Origin of the sequence: Brevibacillus brevis (assembly GCF_900637055.1) — a bacterium.
Classification (GTDB): domain Bacteria; phylum Bacillota; class Bacilli; order Brevibacillales; family Brevibacillaceae; genus Brevibacillus; species Brevibacillus brevis.
This window is the reverse complement of the sequence record NZ_LR134338.1, coordinates 3,187,926-3,207,468: the sequence shown is the minus strand read 5'-3', so window position 1 is coordinate 3,207,468 and position 19,543 is coordinate 3,187,926. Positions and strand designations below refer to the sequence as shown.

The 19,543-nt window shown below is 44.5% G+C and carries 21 protein-coding genes; 17 read left to right on the top strand and 4 right to left on the bottom strand.

The window, feature by feature from the left end; translation table 11 throughout:
* Window positions 1–17 precede the first annotated feature (17 nt).
* The 5 genes from EL268_RS15305 (at window position 18) to EL268_RS15285 (ending at window position 4,511) form a co-directional block, all read left to right on the top strand.
* Entirely contained in the window at window positions 18–506 is a 489-nt protein-coding gene (locus EL268_RS15305) for a COG4315 family predicted lipoprotein (protein WP_106655241.1), read from the top strand.
* Between the two features lie 96 nt (window positions 507–602).
* Entirely contained in the window at window positions 603–1,148 is a 546-nt protein-coding gene (locus EL268_RS15300; RefSeq protein WP_106655242.1) for an RNA polymerase sigma factor, read from the top strand.
* Window positions 1,149–1,207: 59 nt separating this feature from the next.
* Complete coding sequence (locus EL268_RS15295) at window positions 1,208–1,867, top strand: anti-sigma factor (RefSeq protein WP_232030472.1); 660 nt, start codon at window positions 1,208–1,210, stop codon at window positions 1,865–1,867.
* A 361-nt stretch (window positions 1,868–2,228) separates the two neighbouring features.
* Window positions 2,229–3,650 carry a serine hydrolase domain-containing protein gene (locus tag EL268_RS15290; RefSeq protein WP_106655244.1) on the top strand — a complete coding sequence of 474 codons (1,422 nt, stop codon included), beginning with the start codon at window positions 2,229–2,231 and terminating at the stop codon, window positions 3,648–3,650.
* Between the two features lie 24 nt (window positions 3,651–3,674).
* Window positions 3,675–4,511 carry a M55 family metallopeptidase gene (locus EL268_RS15285; RefSeq protein ID WP_106655245.1) on the top strand — a complete coding sequence of 279 codons (837 nt, stop codon included), beginning with the start codon at window positions 3,675–3,677 and terminating at the stop codon, window positions 4,509–4,511.
* 55 nt (window positions 4,512–4,566) lie between these two features.
* On the opposite strand, the gene EL268_RS15280 is transcribed toward EL268_RS15285, so the two are convergent.
* Complete coding sequence (locus EL268_RS15280) at window positions 4,567–5,229, bottom strand: S-layer homology domain-containing protein (protein ID WP_106655246.1); 663 nt, start codon at window positions 5,227–5,229, stop codon at window positions 4,567–4,569.
* 255 nt (window positions 5,230–5,484) lie between these two features.
* Between EL268_RS15280 and EL268_RS15275 the strand changes: the two genes are divergently transcribed.
* Window positions 5,485–5,655 (top strand): hypothetical protein, encoded by a 171-nt coding sequence (locus EL268_RS15275; RefSeq protein ID WP_232030470.1) that lies wholly within the window; start codon window positions 5,485–5,487, stop codon window positions 5,653–5,655.
* A 153-nt stretch (window positions 5,656–5,808) separates the two neighbouring features.
* Here the strand turns inward: EL268_RS15275 and EL268_RS15270 are convergent, their stop codons facing one another.
* Window positions 5,809–6,519, bottom strand: coding sequence for a C40 family peptidase (locus EL268_RS15270; protein ID WP_106655247.1), 711 nt, complete (start codon window positions 6,517–6,519; stop codon window positions 5,809–5,811).
* Window positions 6,520–6,666: 147 nt separating this feature from the next.
* Between EL268_RS15270 and EL268_RS15265 the strand changes: the two genes are divergently transcribed.
* The 5 genes from EL268_RS15265 to EL268_RS15245 all read left to right on the top strand — a co-directional run bounded on the left by EL268_RS15265 (window position 6,667) and on the right by EL268_RS15245 (window position 10,409).
* Window positions 6,667–7,353, top strand: coding sequence for a response regulator transcription factor (locus EL268_RS15265; RefSeq protein ID WP_106655248.1), 687 nt, complete (start codon window positions 6,667–6,669; stop codon window positions 7,351–7,353).
* A 12-nt stretch (window positions 7,354–7,365) separates the two neighbouring features.
* Window positions 7,366–8,742, top strand: a complete 1,377-nt coding sequence (locus EL268_RS15260; protein ID WP_106655249.1) for a sensor histidine kinase — start codon at window positions 7,366–7,368, stop codon at window positions 8,740–8,742.
* Between the two features lie 150 nt (window positions 8,743–8,892).
* Window positions 8,893–9,348: a hypothetical protein gene (locus EL268_RS15255; protein ID WP_106655250.1), complete on the top strand. Its 456-nt coding sequence runs from the start codon at window positions 8,893–8,895 to the stop codon at window positions 9,346–9,348.
* A 95-nt stretch (window positions 9,349–9,443) separates the two neighbouring features.
* Window positions 9,444–9,683 (top strand): glutaredoxin family protein, encoded by a 240-nt coding sequence (locus EL268_RS15250; protein ID WP_106655251.1) that lies wholly within the window; start codon window positions 9,444–9,446, stop codon window positions 9,681–9,683.
* 111 nt (window positions 9,684–9,794) lie between these two features.
* Window positions 9,795–10,409, top strand: coding sequence for a MarR family winged helix-turn-helix transcriptional regulator (locus EL268_RS15245; RefSeq protein ID WP_106655252.1), 615 nt, complete (start codon window positions 9,795–9,797; stop codon window positions 10,407–10,409).
* 88 nt (window positions 10,410–10,497) lie between these two features.
* On the opposite strand, the gene EL268_RS15240 is transcribed toward EL268_RS15245, so the two are convergent.
* Window positions 10,498–11,394, bottom strand: a complete 897-nt coding sequence (locus EL268_RS15240; protein ID WP_106655253.1) for a LysR family transcriptional regulator — start codon at window positions 11,392–11,394, stop codon at window positions 10,498–10,500.
* 126 nt (window positions 11,395–11,520) lie between these two features.
* On the opposite strand from EL268_RS15240, the gene EL268_RS15235 reads away from it, so the two are divergent.
* From EL268_RS15235 to EL268_RS15225, 3 genes are all read left to right on the top strand, one after another.
* Complete coding sequence (locus tag EL268_RS15235) at window positions 11,521–12,204, top strand: MOSC domain-containing protein (RefSeq protein ID WP_106655254.1); 684 nt, start codon at window positions 11,521–11,523, stop codon at window positions 12,202–12,204.
* Between the two features lie 51 nt (window positions 12,205–12,255).
* Window positions 12,256–12,828, top strand: a complete 573-nt coding sequence (locus EL268_RS15230) for a cupin domain-containing protein (RefSeq protein WP_106655255.1) — start codon at window positions 12,256–12,258, stop codon at window positions 12,826–12,828.
* A 241-nt stretch (window positions 12,829–13,069) separates the two neighbouring features.
* Window positions 13,070–14,890 (top strand): PAS domain-containing sensor histidine kinase, encoded by a 1,821-nt coding sequence (locus EL268_RS15225; protein WP_106655256.1) that lies wholly within the window; start codon window positions 13,070–13,072, stop codon window positions 14,888–14,890.
* 69 nt (window positions 14,891–14,959) lie between these two features.
* Here the strand turns inward: EL268_RS15225 and EL268_RS15220 are convergent, their stop codons facing one another.
* Complete coding sequence (locus EL268_RS15220; RefSeq protein WP_106655257.1) at window positions 14,960–16,177, bottom strand: MFS transporter; 1,218 nt, start codon at window positions 16,175–16,177, stop codon at window positions 14,960–14,962.
* A 333-nt stretch (window positions 16,178–16,510) separates the two neighbouring features.
* On the opposite strand from EL268_RS15220, the gene EL268_RS15215 reads away from it, so the two are divergent.
* The 3 genes from EL268_RS15215 to EL268_RS15205 are packed head-to-tail and all read left to right on the top strand — an operon-like array spanning window position 16,511 to window position 19,533.
* Window positions 16,511–17,356 carry a histidine racemase CntK family protein gene (locus tag EL268_RS15215; RefSeq protein ID WP_106655258.1) on the top strand — a complete coding sequence of 282 codons (846 nt, stop codon included), beginning with the start codon at window positions 16,511–16,513 and terminating at the stop codon, window positions 17,354–17,356.
* Between the two features lie 35 nt (window positions 17,357–17,391).
* A complete protein-coding gene (locus EL268_RS15210) occupies window positions 17,392–18,198 on the top strand; it encodes a class I SAM-dependent methyltransferase (protein WP_106655259.1) in 807 nt (268 codons plus the stop codon).
* A gap of 18 nt (window positions 18,199–18,216) precedes the next feature.
* The gene (locus EL268_RS15205) at window positions 18,217–19,533 is read left to right on the top strand and encodes an opine metallophore biosynthesis dehydrogenase (protein WP_106655260.1); all 1,317 of its coding nucleotides are present in this window, start codon (window positions 18,217–18,219) and stop codon (window positions 19,531–19,533) included.
* Window positions 19,534–19,543: the final 10 nt, after the last annotated feature.

Below are 19,543 nucleotides of genomic sequence, written 5' to 3'. Positions count from 1 at the left end.
AACTGGGAGGAACATACATGAAGAAAGCAGTTTTTACCCTTGCGATACTTACGATTATGTTTGCTTTGGCTGCCTGCGGAAAAAGCACGGAGGTAAAAACAGAGACGGTTCAACCCGATCAAGCCCAAACGGAACAAACGAAATCGGAACTAGCCCCGGCTGAGAGCCTCCAGCTTTTGGAGAATGAGAAAGCTGGAAAGTACCTTGCGGATCCACAGGGAAGGGCCCTGTATTACTTTAAAAAGGACGAAGCAGGAAAAAGCAATTGCAGCGGAGACTGCCTGGCAAACTGGCCGGCATTTACCCAGGAGGATTTCGCCGTCCCGGAAGGTTTTGACAAAAAGGATTTCGATACGATCACAAGAGAAGACAACGGGAAGAAGCAGGTTACGTACAAAGGCTTTCCTCTCTATTATTATGCAAAAGACCAGCAAGAAGGGGATGTAAACGGACAAGGAGTAAAAGATGTATGGTTTATCGTAAACAGCGAAACAGCATTTGAATAAGCCTGCCCAGGGAACGATCAGTCGCGGTCGTTCCCATCTTTACTTTTAAAATCGTGTTATGGCAGTATATTTTTATCCAAAAGCAGGGAGTGCCACATGAAAGAAAATTACGATGCGGAATTAATGCGATTGGTAAACGAAAAAAATGGTCACGCATTAGAGGAGCTCTATGATCGATATATAAAGCTTGTTTACGGCTTCGTTATGAAGTTTTGCAATGGGAATGAGGATAAGACGAAAGAGATTATTCAGCTGGTCTTTTTGAGGCTATGGACAACAAACAGCCATTACGATCCTACTCAAGGCAGCTTTGTAAATTGGCTCCTCACGATTACCCGCAATATTTGCATTGACTATCTCCGAAAAGAGAAGAGGCATACGCAATACCATCGAGAGGAACATGTAGAGATCGCTGACCCTGTTAATGCAGTCGAGCAACGAGTAAATACGAATGAGATTGCGATGGCAAAAAACAAATTGCCAACGGCCCAAAGAAAATTAATCGATTTGCTTTATTGGAAAGGGTATTCTCTTTCGGAGATCGCCAAGCTGGAACAAGAGCCGCTCGGCACGATTAAAAGCAGGCTTCACCAGGCTCTTAAAGGATTGAGGAAGCATCTGGAAACGGAGGATATAAAATGAGAAGGGTTTGTGATCATTTAATTCCATATATAGCAAATGAGCTCAAGGAGAGCGAACACATGGCCTTTGCTGAACATGTAAAGAATTGTACGGCGTGTACGAAAGAATATCAGGAATTATCCCAGGCCTGGCATGCTTTGCCGTTCGATTATGCCGAAATCGAGGTGCCTGAATCGCTAAAAGGCGAGGTGCTGGGGTTTGTTTTTGAGCACAAAAGGAAAAGCGGTACGGAAACATTCATGGCTACGATGAGCAAGCTCGCCATGATGCTCAAAAGCCAGTTCACTCCAGTTTCAGCCAGTATCGTGACCGTCCTGTTGCTCGCGTTTATTGGCCTTGGAGTAGCGAATGTACAGGTAAAAAATCGCCATGCTGAAAATACTCCCATTGAAATTGTAACGGCGATTCCCTTAAAAGCGGCCAATCAAAGCCACCCGGGAACAAACGGCATCGCCTATATTGTCCAGCAGGGATCAGAGAAAAATTTGGTGGTGCAGGTTCACGAATTGCCCGGCGTCGAAGGTTCACAGGTTTACCAGGTTTGGCTGCTGAAAAACAGCACGAGGGAAAATGGTGGCATATTCAAGCCGGACGAAAACGGATCCGGAATACTGACCTACCAGCTCGCCGAAGGGCAGACTTTTGATCAAATCGGCATCACTGTCGAACCGGATGCCAACAGCAGACAACCAAGGGGGAAAAAAATAGCCGGGTCATAGATGGTAGGCTAACCCTTTGAATTTGCCACATGGAGAGGGCTTCGGCTGGAATCCGCATATGTCCACACGGCTCGGCCAGTTCCGCCTAATGGGTTCGATAGTGGAACAACACAAATAGAGGCTGCTGGTGTTAACACTCGCAGCCTTTGCTCAACGAACGGGCAGGATAATTCAATATTTGATTGCGTTTCGTTATGAAAATTATTTATTTTCAGAATTGTATATTGTCGTTTTTTCATCTGCCCCTTATAATTCTACTAGTGCATGAACTTCATATCCTTATTTTTTTGAAGTTTCTACTTCGAAAATAAAACTGAAATTGCTTTCCTGTTTGCAAGTAATAAACCTAAGGAGGCATGACATGAAGAAGAATGAGTGGGAAGCGTCGTTTGAAGCATACGCCCAAAAGCTGATGGATGATTTTCAGGTTCCCGGTGCGATCATTGCTGTAGCCAAAGACGGAGAACTCACTTATGAAAAAGCGTTTGGTTATCGGGACCGCGAAAAGCAAGCTCCCATCGATCTGGATACGGTATTTGGAATCGGATCGATTACGAAGTCGTTTTCATGTATGGCGATCATGCAGCTTCAGGAAGAAGGGAAGCTTTCCGTGCATGATCCGGTTATCACGTATTTGCCTGAATTTCGTACACCGAACGAAGCCCAAACGAAGAGTATTACCATTCATCATTTCATGACACACACCCTCGGATTTCCACCACTTCCATCTCTCATTCCCGCCATGCTACCCAGCTTACAAGCCGATCCGACAGCAGAAGAATTACTCCACCATTTTGAAGCGCAATGTAAACACCCAATCGATACCTTCGAAGACCTCATGTCATATATAGAAAAGCTGCCCTTTGAATTGTTGGGACCTGCGGGGACAGAATTCAGCTATTCGAACGAAGCTTTTGGCTTGCTTGGGGCGATTGTTGAGCGTGTCAGCGGCAAAACATACGAAGCCTACGTCCAAGAACATATTTTACAGCCGCTTGGCATGGAACGAACGGTTTTTCATGTGGAGGAATTAGGCGAGAACGACAATACGACCATGCTGTACACACGTCGCATGAATGATGGCGTATGTGAAGCAGTACGTGCCCCCGGTTGGTGGGACGCTCCCTCCATGCGTGCAGCAGGCTTCCTCAAATCGTCCGCACGCGACATGCTTCGGTATGCGGATGTCTATCGGACAGGCGGACTTTCAAATGGAGCGAGAATCATCTCGGGAGATAGCGCATCACAAATGACTACCCCTCATACCCGTATTGATTTGAGCCGCAGCTATGGTTACGGACTCGGTGTGTTTCCCTTTTCCGAAGAGTACACCTTACTTACCCATACTGGTGGCTTAAAAGGGATGACCGCGCAAATGTTCATCATTCCAGAGGCGGGAGTAACCGGCATTCTTTTGACCAACATGGATGATGCCCCCATTGCGAATCTGACATTAGGCTTGTTAAACAGCATGTTCGGTCGCCCGCTCGAGACGCAGTTCGCCACGTTTTCCGAATGTGAAGTGCCGCTTGCTTACTTGCAGCAATGTCCTGGTACATATAAATCCGGAGAAGGAGAGGCAGTAGAGATCAGATTCGATGAAGCACAGAGACAGCTCGTACTCGTTCTAGGCAGTGATGAGTTCCCACTGCGTTCCGTTGGCGAAGATACGTTTTTGTTCACGCGCCACAACGTCGATTCACTTATCCGCTTTGTTCGCCATCCAGACGGTGAGATCAAGCGCTTGGCGTTGGGATCGCGCCAAATGCCGAAAGCAATCTAATCAAAGATAGGGAGGCAATTTCTCATGAAGGTGTTTATTTCGCTGGATATGGAAGGGATTTCTGGACTAAGCGAATGGGAGGATGTTATCCCCGGTCGCAGACATTACGAAGCGGGGAGAAGACTGCTGACACAAGATGTAAATGCGGCGATTGAGGGTGCACTGGAAGCAGGAGCTACCCAAATTATCGTCAATGAGTCTCATGGACCGATGAACAATATCATACTGGAAGAATTGCATCCACAGGCAGATGTCATCCGTGGATTTTTTAAACCTCTCTGCATGATGCAGGGGATCGACAGTAGCTGCGATGCCGCATTTTTCATCGGTTATCATGGAAGGGCGGGAACAGGAGATGCGGTACTCAATCATACATTGTCTGGACTCGCTATCCATCGGCTAATCTTGAATGACAAAGAGGTGGGCGAAGCTGGTTTAAATGCAGCAATCGCTGGAGCCTTTGGTGTTCCAGTCGTACTCGTTACCGGAGATTCGCAAACGGCCAAAGAGGTGGAAGAAGATATCCCTGGAGTCTTTACGGTCGCTGTGAAAACAGGAATAACAGGACTCTCGTCGCAAGCGATGCATCCCGTTCGTGCGAGAGAGCGGATCCGTCAGCAAGCAAAAGAAGCATTGCTCCATCGCAGTTCAGTTAAACCTCTTGCGCAAAGAGTAGAGAATACGATAGAAGTCGAGTTCACGAGATCACAATTTGCCACAGCAGTCAGCTGGATGCCAGGAATTGAACTCATCGAAGGACGCACGGTTCGCTTCCATTCGCAGGATCTTGTCAGCATGATGCCCGTCTTGCAAGCGATGCTGTTGATAACGGGGCAAGTGAACCGGATGATTATGGATTAAGGAAACAAAAAATGCAGCCCCTCATGATGAGGATCGCTGCATTTTTTTATTCTGTTTAGTTCAGAGGCTTATGGCTTTTCAAATACGCAAGGGCATTGTAAATCATTTCGGCTGCCTCTTCACGCGTGATGGCCTTTTGGGGATGAAGCTTGTTTTCCTTATCCAATTCGATAATATCTCTTGCCAAAGCTCGTTGAATGGAGCCTTGGTAATCCACGGTGAGTTCATGATCATCTTGGATTTCTACTGGTACCAGTTTGATCATGGGCAGATTACCCTTGGTCTCCATAACTCTCATTAGCTGGTGAATGAACTGCTCTTTTGTCCATTCAGCATTTGGATCGAGATCAGCTGGTAACTCCAATCCGTTCGCTGCCGCTATAATCAGACTCTCTGCATACCAAGCATCGTTGTCCGCTTTGGAAAAAAAGTCAGTGGCTTGTGGAGCCTTTACAAAACGGATCGCTGCCAGACTCAAATCAAAGGCATTTACAATCAGTTGAATACCTTGGGCGGCCGTTATCGTTTCGTCGGGTGCAAATTTGCTATCATCTACGCCTTTTATCACGCCTTGTTGCTGTAAAGAGAGAATTTTATCTTTCGCTCCCGAGTGGGCAAGATCCGTAAAAGGAGTCGTTGCAGCAAAGCTTGGTTGGGCGAATGATACAGTTAACAAAGCAAGGAAAGAAAGAGAGATCATATTTTGCCTGACATTCATGGTAGCCACCTCGTCAATTTTTGAAGTTTCACTCCATTTGACGTGGAACAATTGACAACGTTTCAGCTTTCTTTCGCGCTCCTATCGACTTACAAAGGACTTCTGCGGGAATTTTCAGTTTGTTTACAACAAAATGATTGAAGGAAAATTTTATCCTTTGATCACGATTTCATTTATTATTGCCTAGTATCATCCTATTGAAAAAGACCGCACAGCACCATTATGCAAGAGCGTCAATTATCCTTGGAGGAGTACGTGAATGACTTGCGGGCGGCAAAAGAAGTGTCAGGGACAATAAATGGTGGCGACTACAAAATTTATTATTATCCAGTGACGACGAGCATCATGCTTCAAGTGCCGACCAATGGGAAATATGTGCTTTCAGGCGACAATCAGGAAGGCGTCATTTTGACAGAGTTTTTGTAGTTTGCTCATTCTTTTACATAGTGGGGCGCAGAAGAACCTATTTCTTCCATTTCCTTTGTCACGGTGAGCGAATCAGGCAACCAGTTATAAGGAGAGCATGAAAAAGGCTGCTGAAGCTCTCAGCAGCCTTTTTTACCTATTCCAAGAAGATGATTACATCACACGTCTTCCAAGCTCGAAGCGTTTTTCCCAGGAAGTTCCTTTGAATTTGGTTGTCGTAACGCCCGGCTTACCATACGTATGCAGCAGCTTATTGTCTCCAGCGTAGATGGCAACATGGGTAATGCGAGAGGACGAGCTGCCGTAGCTGCGGAAGAAAACTAGATCTCCTTTTTGCAGCTGATCCTTCGAAACTTTTTGACCGACTTTGGACTGTTGTCGCGAGTCTCTCGGCAGTTTTACTCCAACCTCTTTGAACACTCGCTGTGTAAAGGAAGAGCAATCAAATGTACGCGTTGTTTTTTTGCTCGAACCGTATTTATAGGGCACGCCTTTATACTTCAATCCTTTTGAAATGACCTGATCGGCAATGTCGGAAGAGGAAGCGGCTGCTTTATCCTCTGTCTGTTTATTCTGACTATTATTGTTGCTTTCCTCATCGGCTGTCAGGTCGATGTTAGTACCATCTTGCACCATTTGATCAGTTTGCTCATTTTCAGCCTGTTCATTGTTTTGATCGTCAACTGATTCTTCGTTGTTCTGCTGCAGCTTATGGTCAATCTTATGTTTATCCTGATTATGTGTAGTTGTGGAGGTGAGACTTGTCTCTGAAGCCGCGTAGGCTTGTCCGTTCATGAGAAGAGAAGTTCCCATTAGAATAGCTACGACCGTAGTAGTGGTACCTTTCCAGTTTCGCTTTGTCATGATGTTCCTCCTTCTGAATGCTTCATCTTGTTGTGTGTTCCTCATCCACGCTCTTATCGTACAGAACAAAACTAAGATTCCCGGTAGAATTTCATGAGAGTTTCCTGAGAAAACTGTTGGTAAGATATTCAAACGGAGATGATTCGCATGCCTACACCAGATGGAAAAGGCTATTTGCTGCTTGTGGAAGATGAGCATAACTTGGCAAGATACTTACAGTTGGAATTGGAGAATGAAGGATTTTCTACGGATATTGAATACGACGGGCTTTCCGGATTAGAAAAGGCACTGACGATGGAGTACGACCTCATCCTCCTGGATGTCATGCTGCCCGAATTATCGGGGATAGAATTATGCCGACGAATTCGGGAAACCAATGATGTCCCCATTATCATGATCACGGCTCGTGGAGAGGTTCCGGATATCGTGACGGGATTAGACAGTGGAGCCAATGACTATCTGGCGAAGCCGTTTGCCATTGAGGAGTTGTTTGCAAGGATTCGGGCTTTATTGCGTCAGCGGGAGTCAAAAGCGAACCAGGAGATACAGGTTGGCCGATTGCGGATCCAACCCAACGCCCGGCGTGTGTTCCTCGATGAAGAGGAAATCATGCTGACACCACGCGAATTTGATTTGCTTCATTATCTGGTTCAGAACAAGGAGCAAGCAGTTTCGCGAGAGCAAATTCTCACAGCCGTTTGGGGTTTTGACTTTATGGGGAATACCAACATCGTGGATGTGTATATCCGGTATTTGCGGAACAAAATTGAAAGTGATCCTTCTGTCAAACTGATTCATACTGTGCGAGGAATTGGATATACACTACGAGATTAAAAGGAGAACGCAGTGCTTACACATCGCAGATACTCACTTAAATGGAGACTCACGCTTTTATTTAGCTCTGGCATGCTGGTTTTGCTTCTCTTTTTGTCCATTTTTATTTTTTTCAGCACCTCTAATCTCGTCCATCAACATGAGCAAAAATTGCTCAATCAGAAAGCAACGGCCATCGCAGCCGATTTGAAAACGGAGATCACCGAAGAAGCATCGCTGACGATTACTTATTTGACTCGTTTGTTAACCAATTACGCTGACGTCAATCAACTCATAAACATCAGCGACCAAAACGGCAAGCAAATCGCCTCGATACAGGGAGCCAATTGGAGAGTAGAGCCTGAAGACTATTATGAAAGGACCTTGGTCGCAAAAGAACCTGTACAGCTGCCATTCACATCTGAGCTTCTCTTTGTGCAAATTTCTACGACGACAGAAGCGCTTGAATGGTATTTTTCCATCTTGCTCACGATTCTGTTTCTCTCTTCCTTTTTCACCTTGCTTCTTTCTGCGGTTGGCGGCTATTGGTTGAGTAAATGGGGACTCAAGCCTCTCGATCATCTGATCCAACAAATCCATTCCATTTTCCCTCAACGACTCTCCCAACGAATTCATCATCACCACGTAGAGACTGAAATTTACGAGCTGATCCACGCCTTTAATCTGCTGTTAGATCGCATGGAAGAAGCAATGGTCTACCAGCAGCGATTCGTCACGGATGCATCACACGAGTTGCGTACACCTCTCTCGATTATTGAAAGGTATGTGAGTCTTCTGCAAAGATGGGGGCAGCACAAGCCCGAAGTAAGGGATGAAGCGCTCGCTGCTGTTCATCAGGAGTGTAAACGACTTTTCAAACTCATTGATGATCTGTTGTCTTTAGCCAAATTGCAGCATATCTCTCAACTAGGTTCATCGAAAGTCGTGCAGCCATTAACCCCTCTGCTTCTTGAAGTAAAGCAAGCGTGGGTGCCCATTTTCCCTCCACAAATTAAGCTGCTTTTTGAATGGGAAGAATCTCTTGTCCTTTTGATGGATCGGGAGCGGATTCGACAGTTATTGGATATCCTTTTGGACAATGCACGGAAATATACAGATGAAGGAGAAGTGAAGGTACGAGCCTATGGGGATGAAGAGGCCGTGCACATTGTGGTAGAGGATACAGGGATTGGTATTCAAGCAAAGGAGATTCCCCACCTTTTTAAGCGATTTTATCGCGTGGACAAATCCCGTACGCGAAAAAGAGGAGGAAGCGGGATCGGTCTGTCCATCGCCCAAGCGATTGTCGCAGATCACGAGGGAAGCATCTCCATTGCTCCATCTGCGGAGAGAGGCATGATTGTTCATGTCTTGTTGAAAAAAGCGGGGATGGACTCACGATACGAATGAATAGGGATGAGGCTCTGTGCGCGTTTTTCAAGAAATGGGTCAGATCGGGCGTGTATTCCAGAGCCTTTGTTTCTCATAGTGTTCCCGTTTATGAACCTGTAAAATGAAAGGAAGTCATACAAAGAGATTTTCTTGACGGAGGTGTTAAAAGTGCGTAAGTCCCATAAATACATACGTAGCAAAATCGATATACGCCAAGCTCAGATGGAGGGTTTTCAGCATCCCCAGTATGTCATTACTATCAACGACATCACTTTGAATGACTATTTGAATCAAAATACTCAGAGTCGTTCTTTTGATTTATTAGTTCCACCTATCGGACTGTTTGAAAATCGCGATCAGCAAAAAGTCCTTGAACTGCTGTCTTATACCAATGTAGCTCTTCCTGTTTTGGTTTGTTCAGATGACATGGATTTCTCATGTACTGTTGTCACCACGAACGTAGAGGAGATGAAGGACTGCATCATTTGGAGAGCGTTCGGATATGGTGTGGACATGTCAAAACCGATCCATGTTCCGCCATTAGCTTTCGAAAAAGACCAGTATAGAGAATTTGTTAAAGTGTTCAAAGACTTCATTCATTTCAACCATCGAGATTCCCTATGATAACGATAGGGAATATGTAATTGTTCCTACAGATAGTCGCTCCTATAATCAAATACGTAGCAATGCTACATAAAATCGACAGGAGCTGATTCCAAATGTTAAAAGCCATTTTTTATCATGCAGGTTGCCCAGTATGTGTAGATGCGGAGCAAGTCGTCCTAGATTACCTGGATCAAACAAAGGTCGATATCGAAGTTGTCCACCTTGGTGCAGAGCGAATTCGCATTGAGGAAGCAGAGAAGGCTGGTATTCAATCAGTACCTGCTCTCGTGATTGGCGGGAACGTCTACCACATAAACTATGGGGCGAGCTTGGAAGATGTGAAAAACGGCTAAGTATGAAAAAGGAGGTGCTTTTGTGGCGCCTCCTTTTCCTATGCTTTTACACGACCATGTTTGGCATTTACAATGGATAGAAGAATGGAACATGGAAGGTAAGATAAGCTCATGATGTTTGATCCCCAACAACGTAAGGAAAATCGCTCAGCCCGTATTATGATGGCTCTATTTCGGATGTCCCAGGCGATAAAAAAGGTGACACAGGCAGAGAGTGATGAACAGGGATTGTCCCCCGTACAAATTCAGGCGTTACTGTTCACTTTGTATACGAGAAGCGACGTAGCTTCCATTGGTAACTTTGCCAAAGCAATAGGAACGACGCATGTGACAGCCGTAAAAATTATCAATGGACTCGTAACGAAAGGGCACATAGCGAAAGTACCTAAAAAAGAAGATCGACGAGTGACCCTGCTTCAACTGACTGCAAAGGGAAAAGAAGCTGCATCAAGCCTTGAAAAATGGGGGTATACACTCGAGGAAGCCCTTCATTCTATTCCAGATGAGATACTGGAAGATTTCGAGATCGGGCTCGGCTCCGTGATAACCGCGATGCAAAGTCGTGGCTATCTCGTTGTAGCGGAGCCTTGTCTAGGCTGCATTCATTTTCGGCCGAATACAGGGGATTCCAGTACACCCCATTATTGCGCGTTCATTGAAAAGTATCTCACGCATGAAGCATCCTTGAAAGAATGCCCCGAGCATATTTCCTCTGGGAATGACTAAATAATGATAGACAATACCTATCGAAATGATAACAACGATGCTATTGAACAATGATTTGCCTCGTCATAAACTGTTCTTGACTCCCGCATCATCGAACATCATCACGTTTTACCGTGGCAATCAACTGCTCCATAAAGACTCGGCTTGCTGCGCACAAATACTTGTTTTTCCGGTAAACGATACCGATTTGCGCCGTGATATTGGGCTGTTGGATCGGAATCGTACAAATTCGTTTATCATCGATATAGTCGAGGTAGCCTTTCGAAAGGACCGTGACACCGACACCTTGCCCGACCATATTCGTAATGGATTCCATTGTAGTCATCTCCAAAACAGGCTGTGGCGAGAAGCCCAGCTCCTGACACCTTTCATCAATCAACTGACGCAAAAAGTACGTGTTGGGCAATAAAATGGAGGGGGTTTCTTTTAAAATCGCAAGCGAAACAAACGGTTCCTTCGCGAGTGGATGATCCACAGGTACCCCTAGGGCCAGATTTTCTGTATAGAGCGGAATGGTTTCCAGATCGTCATGCTCCATCGGCAAAAAAACAATGCCGAGATCGAGTTCGTTTTTCAAAAGTCCTTCATAAATATCACCGGTTCTTAACCCGAAAATAGACAATTCAACCTTCGGATAACGCTGGTGAAACTCGATAACAGTAGGCGGAAGCAAGTAATTGACAACCGTCAGCAGTACGCCAATCTTTAAAGAGCCCCTGCTTAAGCCTTGCAGCTCGCTTATCGCTGCACGTGCCTGTGACAACTCATGAAACACATTATAGCTATGGTGAAGCAATGTTTTGCCTGCTTCTGTCATAACCGTTCGTTTGCCGACGCGATCAAACAGTGGCATGCCGATTTCATGCTCAAGCAGACGGATTTGCTGACTGAGTGAAGGCTGCGCAATGCCCAACTTCTCGGCTGCGCGAGTAAAATTCAACTCCCGGCACAGTGCCATAAAGTACTCTAATTGCTTGAGCTCCAACGACCATCCCTCCGGCGATTCATGATCTAATAATAGGATTTTCCTATCATTATAGAACAAACCATTATGGATTTGTATGAATGTAGTGCACAATGCACTTTCCAAAAAAGAATGAGGTGATCTCTTGTGAATATCGAAATCCTTTCGATAAATGTGGGTAAGCCCAAACAGGTACAGTATCAAAATAAAGAGGTTTCTACCGGCATTTACAAAACGCCGACCACACAAGCTCTTTATTTATCCTTTTTGAACTTGGAGGGAGATGGGCAGGCAGATCTTGTCCACCATGGAGGGAAGGAAAAGGCTGTATGCGTCTATCCCTATGAGCACTATCCATTTTGGGAAGCTGAATTACAGAAAGAATTGGCATTCGGTGCATTCGGAGAAAATCTGACGATCCGGGGATTAGTAGAAACGGATGTTTGTATCGGTGATACCTTTCAGCTTGGGGAAGCGGTCGTACAAGTCAGTCAACCGAGACAGCCGTGTTACAAATTGTCTGTTCGATACGGTTTGCCTGAAATGCTGCTAAAGGTACAGGAGACAGGCTATACCGGCTTTTATTTTCGCGTGTTGAAAGAAGGGCTGGTATCTCCTTCCGATGTTTTGACAAGGATCTCGCGCCACCCAAAGGCAATTACGATTTCGTATGCAAACCGAATCATGCATAAAGAAAAAGACAATATCGATGGCATGAAAAAGCTGTTGGAGGTAGAGGAACTGTCCTTAAATTGGCGAGCGACCTTTTCTAAACGATTATCCGGCGTGGAAATCGATACTCGTGAAAGGATGACCGGGAACCAATCATAACTACACACATAGGCTAAAGGGTAAATCCTTAACACTGGAGAGGAGATTGTGATGTACAACAACTCTTACCATTACTATCAATGGTATTATCCCGTGCTTGCCGGCTGGAATAACAGCCATTTTCACTATGGGTGGAGTCCTCATTATTACAACAACTGGAGCCATACGAATGGGAATAGACAGTGGAATCGTTATCAGAATACCATCGAATGGAGAGATTATGGGCCAAAGCCATTTGTCGTGAATATTGAGCAAGCCACAAAGCAAAACAACACATTCCGTATGGCATTATGGACAGGGAAGCACTTGCAGGTGACGCTGATGAGTATAAATGTTGGAGACAACATCGGTTTGGAAAATCATCCGAATACGGATCAATTCATCCGAGTGGAAGAAGGTCAAGGGCTTGTTCGGATGGGGGATCGACAAGATCATTTAGATTTTGAACAAAGAGTCAACGATAACGATGCCATCATGATCCCTGCGGGCACATGGCACAATCTTATCAATACGGGGAATACGCCGCTTAAAGTATATTCCATCTACGCGCCACCTCATCATCCATTTGGAACCGTTCATGAGACGAAAGCTAGTGCCATGGCTTCTGAGCAAAGCCCTCAATAAGAATCATCAAAGAAACCACCTCTAGTAATGGTCAGGTGGTTTTTCTGTTTGGACTCCAGCTTGTCGTACATAAGCCAACCTGTATTCACCTTGAGGCAGCGACTCAAAAAGATAGGGGAAGGCATGCCACTCCTTTTTAAGGGGCTTTTTTTAGTGGGATAGATATTTTCTCAAGGATATTTATAACAAGTATAGAATATTAACGTTATTCACAATCTTCGTTTAAGGCAGGTATAAACCTATGGATAAAGAAGCTCAGCGAATCGACCTTAGACAAGAACAGTTCAACATGAAAGAGCTGCTTCAGTCACTGGTTGAAACGACTACGGACGCGATTTCAATTAGGGACATGCAGGGTAATATACTTTTTGTGAATAGTGCTTTTGAAAAAATCTATGGTTGGACATATCAAGACCTCCTGAATGACCCGTACTGTCTCGTACCTGAAGATCTCATAAACGAGACAAAGGAAATTTTCCACGAGATTAAATTTGAAGGAAAAAATATTACGGGCTATGAGACCGTGCGTCAACGAAAAAATGGCGAGATCGTTCAGGTTGGTCTAACAGCTTCCCCTATAAGAGATACAGAAGGTACGATCGTAGGCACTTCAGTCATCGCCAGAGATATTACGGACCGAAAGATGGCGGAAGAAGCACTCGTGAATAGCGAGGCAAAGTACCGCATCCTTGTAGAAAATACGAGCGATGTCATTTGCCAACATGATGTACACATGAATAATCTTTTTGTATCTCCTTCGATCGAGCAGCACTTGGGATACACACCGGATGAATTTCTTCAAACGAATAGTTTTGATCTCATTCATCCCGAAGATGTAAAAATCGTGAAAGATCTGCATAATTTAATCTCTACGCATCCGCAAAATGTTCAAGTGGAGATCAGATTACGCCATAAAAATGGATCATGGGTGTATTGGGAGTCGCGTTGTGTTCCGATCATGTCTGAGAACAAAGAGGTTGAGAGCTTTCTATTCGTTTCACGCAATATCACCGAGCGAAAACAGTCTGAAGCAGCTTTGCGCAAGAGCGAGGAACAGTATAGATTCATTGCCGAACACACAGCAGACTTCATATCCGTGATCGATAAGAACGGTCACGTATCATATAGTTCACCTTCACATCTGAAGAAACTAGGTACGAGCCAAATTATCATAGAAAACATACATCCAGAAGATGCACCACTCGTCTGTGAGCGATTTTCCACTATGCTTCAATTCCATATACCTATTTCATGTGAGTATCGATACAAACTGGAAAACGAGAAATGGATCTACCTCGAATCAAAAGGAATGCCTTTTTTCAGCTCGGATGGCGAAAGTCAGTACTTCATCAACGTTACACGTGATATTACGGAAAGGAAGCAAAACGAAGAACTTCTCCGCAGAACAGAGAAGCTGTCCGTAATCGGTGAATTAGCTGCAAGTATCGCGCACGAAATAAGAAATCCGCTTACGTCATTAAAAGGTTTTATCCAGTACTTGCGGCCAACACTATCGGAGGGCGCCACTTATACAGACATTATGTTGTCCGAGCTAGATCGAATCAACTTTATCGTGAGTGAGCTGCTTGTATTGGCCAAACCGCAAACGCTGAATGTGAAGCGGATTCTTTTACACCCTCTCATTGAAAGTGTGGTAAAGTTTCTCAAATCAGAAGCGAATCTAAACAACATTACGATCAATACAATATTCAGCCAGATGCCGATTGCGATCAATGGGGAAGAAAATCAAGTAAAACAAGTTTTTATCAATATATTGAAGAATTCCTTGGACGCTATCACGACGAATGGCGAAATCAGTATAGAAACCACATGTCTACATAATAACCAAGTGCTGATTCGCTTTACCGACAATGGTTGTGGCATTTCCCAAGAGCTGCTGCCTAGGCTCGGCGAACCTTTTTATACGACGAAAGAGAAAGGAACAGGCTTAGGTTTACTTGTCAGCAATAAAATAATGAAAGATCATCAAGGAACCATCACCATCTCAAGTGAGATCAACAAGGGTACCCTCGTGGAAATCATGTTTCCCATTTCGAAATAGGAAGATGTGGGAGAGAATCCTGGCAAAACCGTACGGAACGGCTTAAAAAGAGCAAAAGAAAAAGGGTGCTCAAATTGAGTACCCTTTTTCACTTTGTTGCTGCTTGCGTTCAGCGATATAGGAAGCGATTCCCAAAATCAGACCCAGTGCTACGAGTACAGCACCGACCCATGGGAGAGCGGTAATATCCAGATGAGTAATAACCCATCCGCCAATGAAAGCACCAGCAGCATTTCCTAGATTTCCGGCAGAATGGCTGGAGGTAGAAGCCAGCGCTGGTGCATTCTGTGCGAGGTTCATCACACGTACTTGCAGCCCTGGAAATACAGCGAAAGAAGCAGCTCCCCATAGAAAAATGGTCAATACGGCAGCTATGGGACTATATACGGTAAACGTAAACAGCGTAAGAATGATGCAAATCGTAAAGTAAAGTCCGAGTACGGAAGGCATCAGCTTCCAATCCGCAAGCTTTCCGCCCACGATATTGCCGATGGTCACTCCACAGCCGAATAGGACGAGAATCCACGTTACATGATACTCAGCAAAACCGGTAATTTGCGTCAGCAATGGCGCAATATACGTAAACACGGTGAATAGACCTGCGTTCCCTAGTGCTCCAATCAGGAGGTATAGAAGGAGCTTTGGCTTGAGAAGAGCGGTTATTTGCCCAGTGATACTCCCCGTGTTTTCTTGTCGTATGTTTGGGACGAAAACGATTATTCCGATCAGTGCTATGATTCCTATGATCGCAATAGAGCCAAATGAGGCTCGCCATCCCATGTGTTGACCGATGAAAGTCCCCAGAGGCACACCAATAATATTGGCAATCGTCAGACCTGCCATCATAATGGAAACGGCTGCGGCACGTTTGTCAGGACTTACAAGACTGGAGGCTACAACAGCTCCAACTCCAAAGAATGTCCCGTGTGTCAAAGCGGTAATCAGGCGTGCCCCCATCAATATTGCGTAGCTGGGAGCAAAAACAGAGATTCCATTTCCAATAATAAATAGAATCATAAGAAGACAGAGTAGCTTCTTTTGGGGAATTCGATGGGTGAGGACTGTCAGGATCGGTGCTCCAACGGCTACCCCTAGCGCATACATGGTAATGAGCTGACCCGCAGATGAGATACTAACATCCAAGTCCTGTGCAACATTCGGCAGCAGACCCATAATGACAAATTCCGTCATCCCAATGGCAAAAGAGCCCACGGTAAGAGAGAGCAAAGAGATAGAAGACTTTTCCTTGTTGATCTGTTTCTTGGTAGTAGTTTGAGATAACTCCATGAAGTCAATACAACCTTTCTGCAGTATAAAATCCCTGTTGAATTGCCGTTTTATAGTAGCGGGTAAAGATTACCTGTTCTACTTTGTTAAGTCAAGGTATTCTTTTTGCATGAGGAATCTTTCACCTTGTAACTCTGCGTAGTGATGAACAATGAGAAGAGGAATAAAGAACTACAAGTGTGCAGTTGACAGACAACCAAATTGTGGGTATGATCTAGTCATTAATAACCGTAATCATTACGGTTTAATTTTTTGAACTTTAAATCGTAATGATTACGTTTAGCTTAAAATCATTAGCTGTTCATTAAAAATATGGTAAGAGGGTAGGTTGTGATGAAACGGGAAATCGATTTTATAAAGTTTAATCCCACACAAAATATGACCATTCTTGTGAGAAACAATCATCCACTTGAAGAATATACGCACATCGCCTCAAAAATCATGTCATACGACAGTGTCTATGCTGAACAAGTGGGGTTTATCGAAAGTCCGAATAAGTATGGAGCAGCAGCACATCTGCAAATGGCTGGGGGTGAGTTTTGCGGCAATGCATGCATGGCATTAGCGACGTTCATTGCGCATGAAAATGGCCTACAGCAAAATGATTGGACCGAAATTGTTTTGGAAGCTTCCGGTACAGATCATCTCGTTGCTTGTCGAGTGAAAAGAATCGAAGATGAATATTTCTGCCAAGTTTCGATGCCTTTTCCTAAAAAGATCGAGCAGCAATCAATCAACTACGATGGCCACGAAATAAGCGTAGTGATTGTGAGGTATCCTGATTTCTTTCACATCGTGATTGAAGTGGACCAGTTCAATAAGGAGGTAAGAAAACGTGCACAGTCTTTAGCCAAGCTGCTTGGAGTAACTGTAGGGGCGAATTTGATCGGGGTGCTATTGTATCGGCCAGCTTCAAATGAATTGGCTCCGCTTATCTTTGTTCCGCCATTAGATAGCATGATCTGGGAAAGAGGCTGTGGGTCAGGTACTGCTTCACTTGGAGCCTATCTGGCTTGGAAAAAGCAAGGCGATATCGCTGCTCCAATCAGGCAACCGGGTGGCACGATTCATGTAACGGCCAATTGGCAAAAAGAAGAAGTAACAAGCCTGAAAATTGAGGGAGCCGTCGGAATCGTGGCACGAGGCAAAGCATTTATCGAGATACAAGATACCGTTTGAGGTTTCACATTTGAATTTAACAAGGGGAGAACTGAATGGATAGACCAGAACAGTTGCAACAACATTTGACTGCATTTCTAGAAAGGTTCACCCATTTAGCAGATCGTTATGACGGCGCCATCTATCATAGCTCGGAGTTAGAGAAGATCATAGATGAGTATTCTACATTCATAACGGATGAAAGAAACAAAGAAGCCTGGGAGCAGCTAGAACAGTCAATCGTAAGCCAGTTGAATCAGCTTGTGGAGGATGTAAGGAAAGCGTCGGCGACTTGCGTTGCCATTATGGAGAAATATCGTGCGCTGAAGCTGCTGGATGGGATTGCCGATAAGACTGACTACTTTCAAAACATAGAATCATGTATTGAAGAAGAATTTGGGAGTTTCCAAGTTGCTGTTGATTCAAAGGTGTTGATGGTTGGCTCAGGCTCATTTCCCATGACGCCATTGTTGATTGCGAAGCGAACTGGAGCGGAAGTGGTTGGTATCGACATTGATGAGGAGGCCATCAAACTAGGACGGAGTGTTGTAGAAAGGCTGGGTAGTGAATTGCCTATCCGCTTGGAGAAAGAGTTTGTGGAACGACTTGATGTGACGAAGGATGCAACCCATATCATTTTTAGTTCGACGGTTGCCAATAAATATGACCTGCTGGAACAATTGCATCCATTGACAAATGAACAAGTGATTGTGGCGATTCGATACGGTAATCAACTGAAGTCCCTTTTTAACTACCCCATGAGAGAGGTAGATGAGCGGAAATGGAGGCTGATTGAAACCATCTTGCGTCCCGACCATGTGTTTGATATCGCTTTGTATAAAAAAGCATCAGCTGCATGCTGATCGTAAAAGGAGGTTTCTATGGGTTCTTTGAAACGAATCTTGCTATTGGGAACAGGTCCTGCTTCCATTCAAATGGCTGTCATGCTTAAAAAACAATGGAATTGCTACATTGGGATCGTTGGGCGTGAGTCTGTTCGTTCCGAATCATTCTTTACTGCACTTAAGCAAAATAGCCAGCAAATTCGCGTGGATATTCAAAATGATAAGCATCAAAAGCTGGAAGGCGAATGCCAAATCGATCATGTATTCCATGGATATGGGACCGTTACAGGGGAATGGGATACGATCATTTTGTCTGTCACAACAGATGCTTACATAGAGGTCTTGCAACAAATCAATGATCAGATTTTAAAACAAGTAAAGTGCATGGTATTAATATCTCCGACCTTTGGTTCCAATAGTTTACTGCGCCATTATCTGAACGGTATTTCTTCAGATGCGGAGATTATCAGTTTTTCTACATACCTTGGTGATACACGCTGGTTCCATGATAAGCCCTCCAATCGTGTGATGACGACAGGGGTTAAGAAAAAAGTTTATATTGGCTCGACGCACTCTCCCTCCCAGTATGTAAAAAGACTTTGTGAGTTATATGAGCAATTAGGTATCGATTTGGAAGTCATGGATTCTCCGATCGAGGCGGAAACGAGAAATATATCACTATACGTACATCCGCCATTGTTTATGAATGCTTTCTCCCTTCGCGTGATATTTGGGGAGGAAACCATCAAAAAGTACGTATACAAAATGTTTCCAGAGGGCCCCATCACGCAATATCTTATCCGCGATATGCTGGCTCAATGGAAAGAGATCACCAATGTGGTGGAAAAGCTCAATATAAGAGGGCTCAATTTGCTAAAGTTCATGACGGATGACAACTATCCGGTGAGGCTGGAGAATCTATCGCGTGATGACATCGAAAACTTCGTTCATTTTGAAGCGATTCATCAAGAGTATTTATTGTTCATTCGGTATACCTCCCTGTTGATCGATCCTTTTTCGGAGCCAGATTCAGATGGAAGATACTTCGATTTTTCTGCTGTTCCCATCCGCAAAATGTTTATCAATAGAGAAGGGTATTGGGATATCCCGCGTATGCCAAAGGAAGATTACTATCGGATAAAAATCATTCAAGGCATTGCAAGATTTATAGATGTCAGCTGCCCTACCATCGATACATTCATTGAAACGTACGAGCGTAAAATTGCGGAAGTTGCACGAACACGTAAGGGCGAACGGTTATCAGATGCATTCGTGGTGCAAAGCTTTGAGGAAGATTTAAGGATGATATGCAGTGAGATCGACAAGGGTATCGGATCAAAGAAACTGTGCTAGCACGTATTTT

What these genes read in the sequence shown, in the direction of transcription:
- EL268_RS15205 (WP_106655260.1), top strand. Translation starts at nt 18,217, where the DNA reads ATGGGTTCTTTGAAACGAATCTTGCTATTGGGAACAGGTCCTGCTTCC.
- EL268_RS15250 (WP_106655251.1), top strand. Translation starts at nt 9,444, where the DNA reads ATGTTAAAAGCCATTTTTTATCATGCAGGTTGCCCAGTATGTGTAGAT.
- EL268_RS15295 (WP_232030472.1), top strand. Translation starts at nt 1,208, where the DNA reads ATGGCCTTTGCTGAACATGTAAAGAATTGTACGGCGTGTACGAAAGAA.
- EL268_RS15280 (WP_106655246.1), bottom strand. Translation starts at nt 5,229, where the DNA reads ATGAATGTCAGGCAAAATATGATCTCTCTTTCTTTCCTTGCTTTGTTA.
- EL268_RS15225 (WP_106655256.1), top strand. Translation starts at nt 13,070, where the DNA reads ATGGATAAAGAAGCTCAGCGAATCGACCTTAGACAAGAACAGTTCAAC.
- EL268_RS15215 (WP_106655258.1), top strand. Translation starts at nt 16,511, where the DNA reads ATGAAACGGGAAATCGATTTTATAAAGTTTAATCCCACACAAAATATG.
- EL268_RS15220 (WP_106655257.1), bottom strand. Translation starts at nt 16,177, where the DNA reads ATGGAGTTATCTCAAACTACTACCAAGAAACAGATCAACAAGGAAAAG.
- EL268_RS15285 (WP_106655245.1), top strand. Translation starts at nt 3,675, where the DNA reads ATGAAGGTGTTTATTTCGCTGGATATGGAAGGGATTTCTGGACTAAGC.
- EL268_RS15210 (WP_106655259.1), top strand. Translation starts at nt 17,392, where the DNA reads ATGGATAGACCAGAACAGTTGCAACAACATTTGACTGCATTTCTAGAA.
- EL268_RS15305 (WP_106655241.1), top strand. Translation starts at nt 18, where the DNA reads ATGAAGAAAGCAGTTTTTACCCTTGCGATACTTACGATTATGTTTGCT.
- EL268_RS15300 (WP_106655242.1), top strand. Translation starts at nt 603, where the DNA reads ATGAAAGAAAATTACGATGCGGAATTAATGCGATTGGTAAACGAAAAA.
- EL268_RS15265 (WP_106655248.1), top strand. Translation starts at nt 6,667, where the DNA reads ATGCCTACACCAGATGGAAAAGGCTATTTGCTGCTTGTGGAAGATGAG.
- EL268_RS15245 (WP_106655252.1), top strand. Translation starts at nt 9,795, where the DNA reads ATGATGTTTGATCCCCAACAACGTAAGGAAAATCGCTCAGCCCGTATT.
- EL268_RS15230 (WP_106655255.1), top strand. Translation starts at nt 12,256, where the DNA reads ATGTACAACAACTCTTACCATTACTATCAATGGTATTATCCCGTGCTT.
- EL268_RS15290 (WP_106655244.1), top strand. Translation starts at nt 2,229, where the DNA reads ATGAAGAAGAATGAGTGGGAAGCGTCGTTTGAAGCATACGCCCAAAAG.
- EL268_RS15270 (WP_106655247.1), bottom strand. Translation starts at nt 6,519, where the DNA reads ATGACAAAGCGAAACTGGAAAGGTACCACTACTACGGTCGTAGCTATT.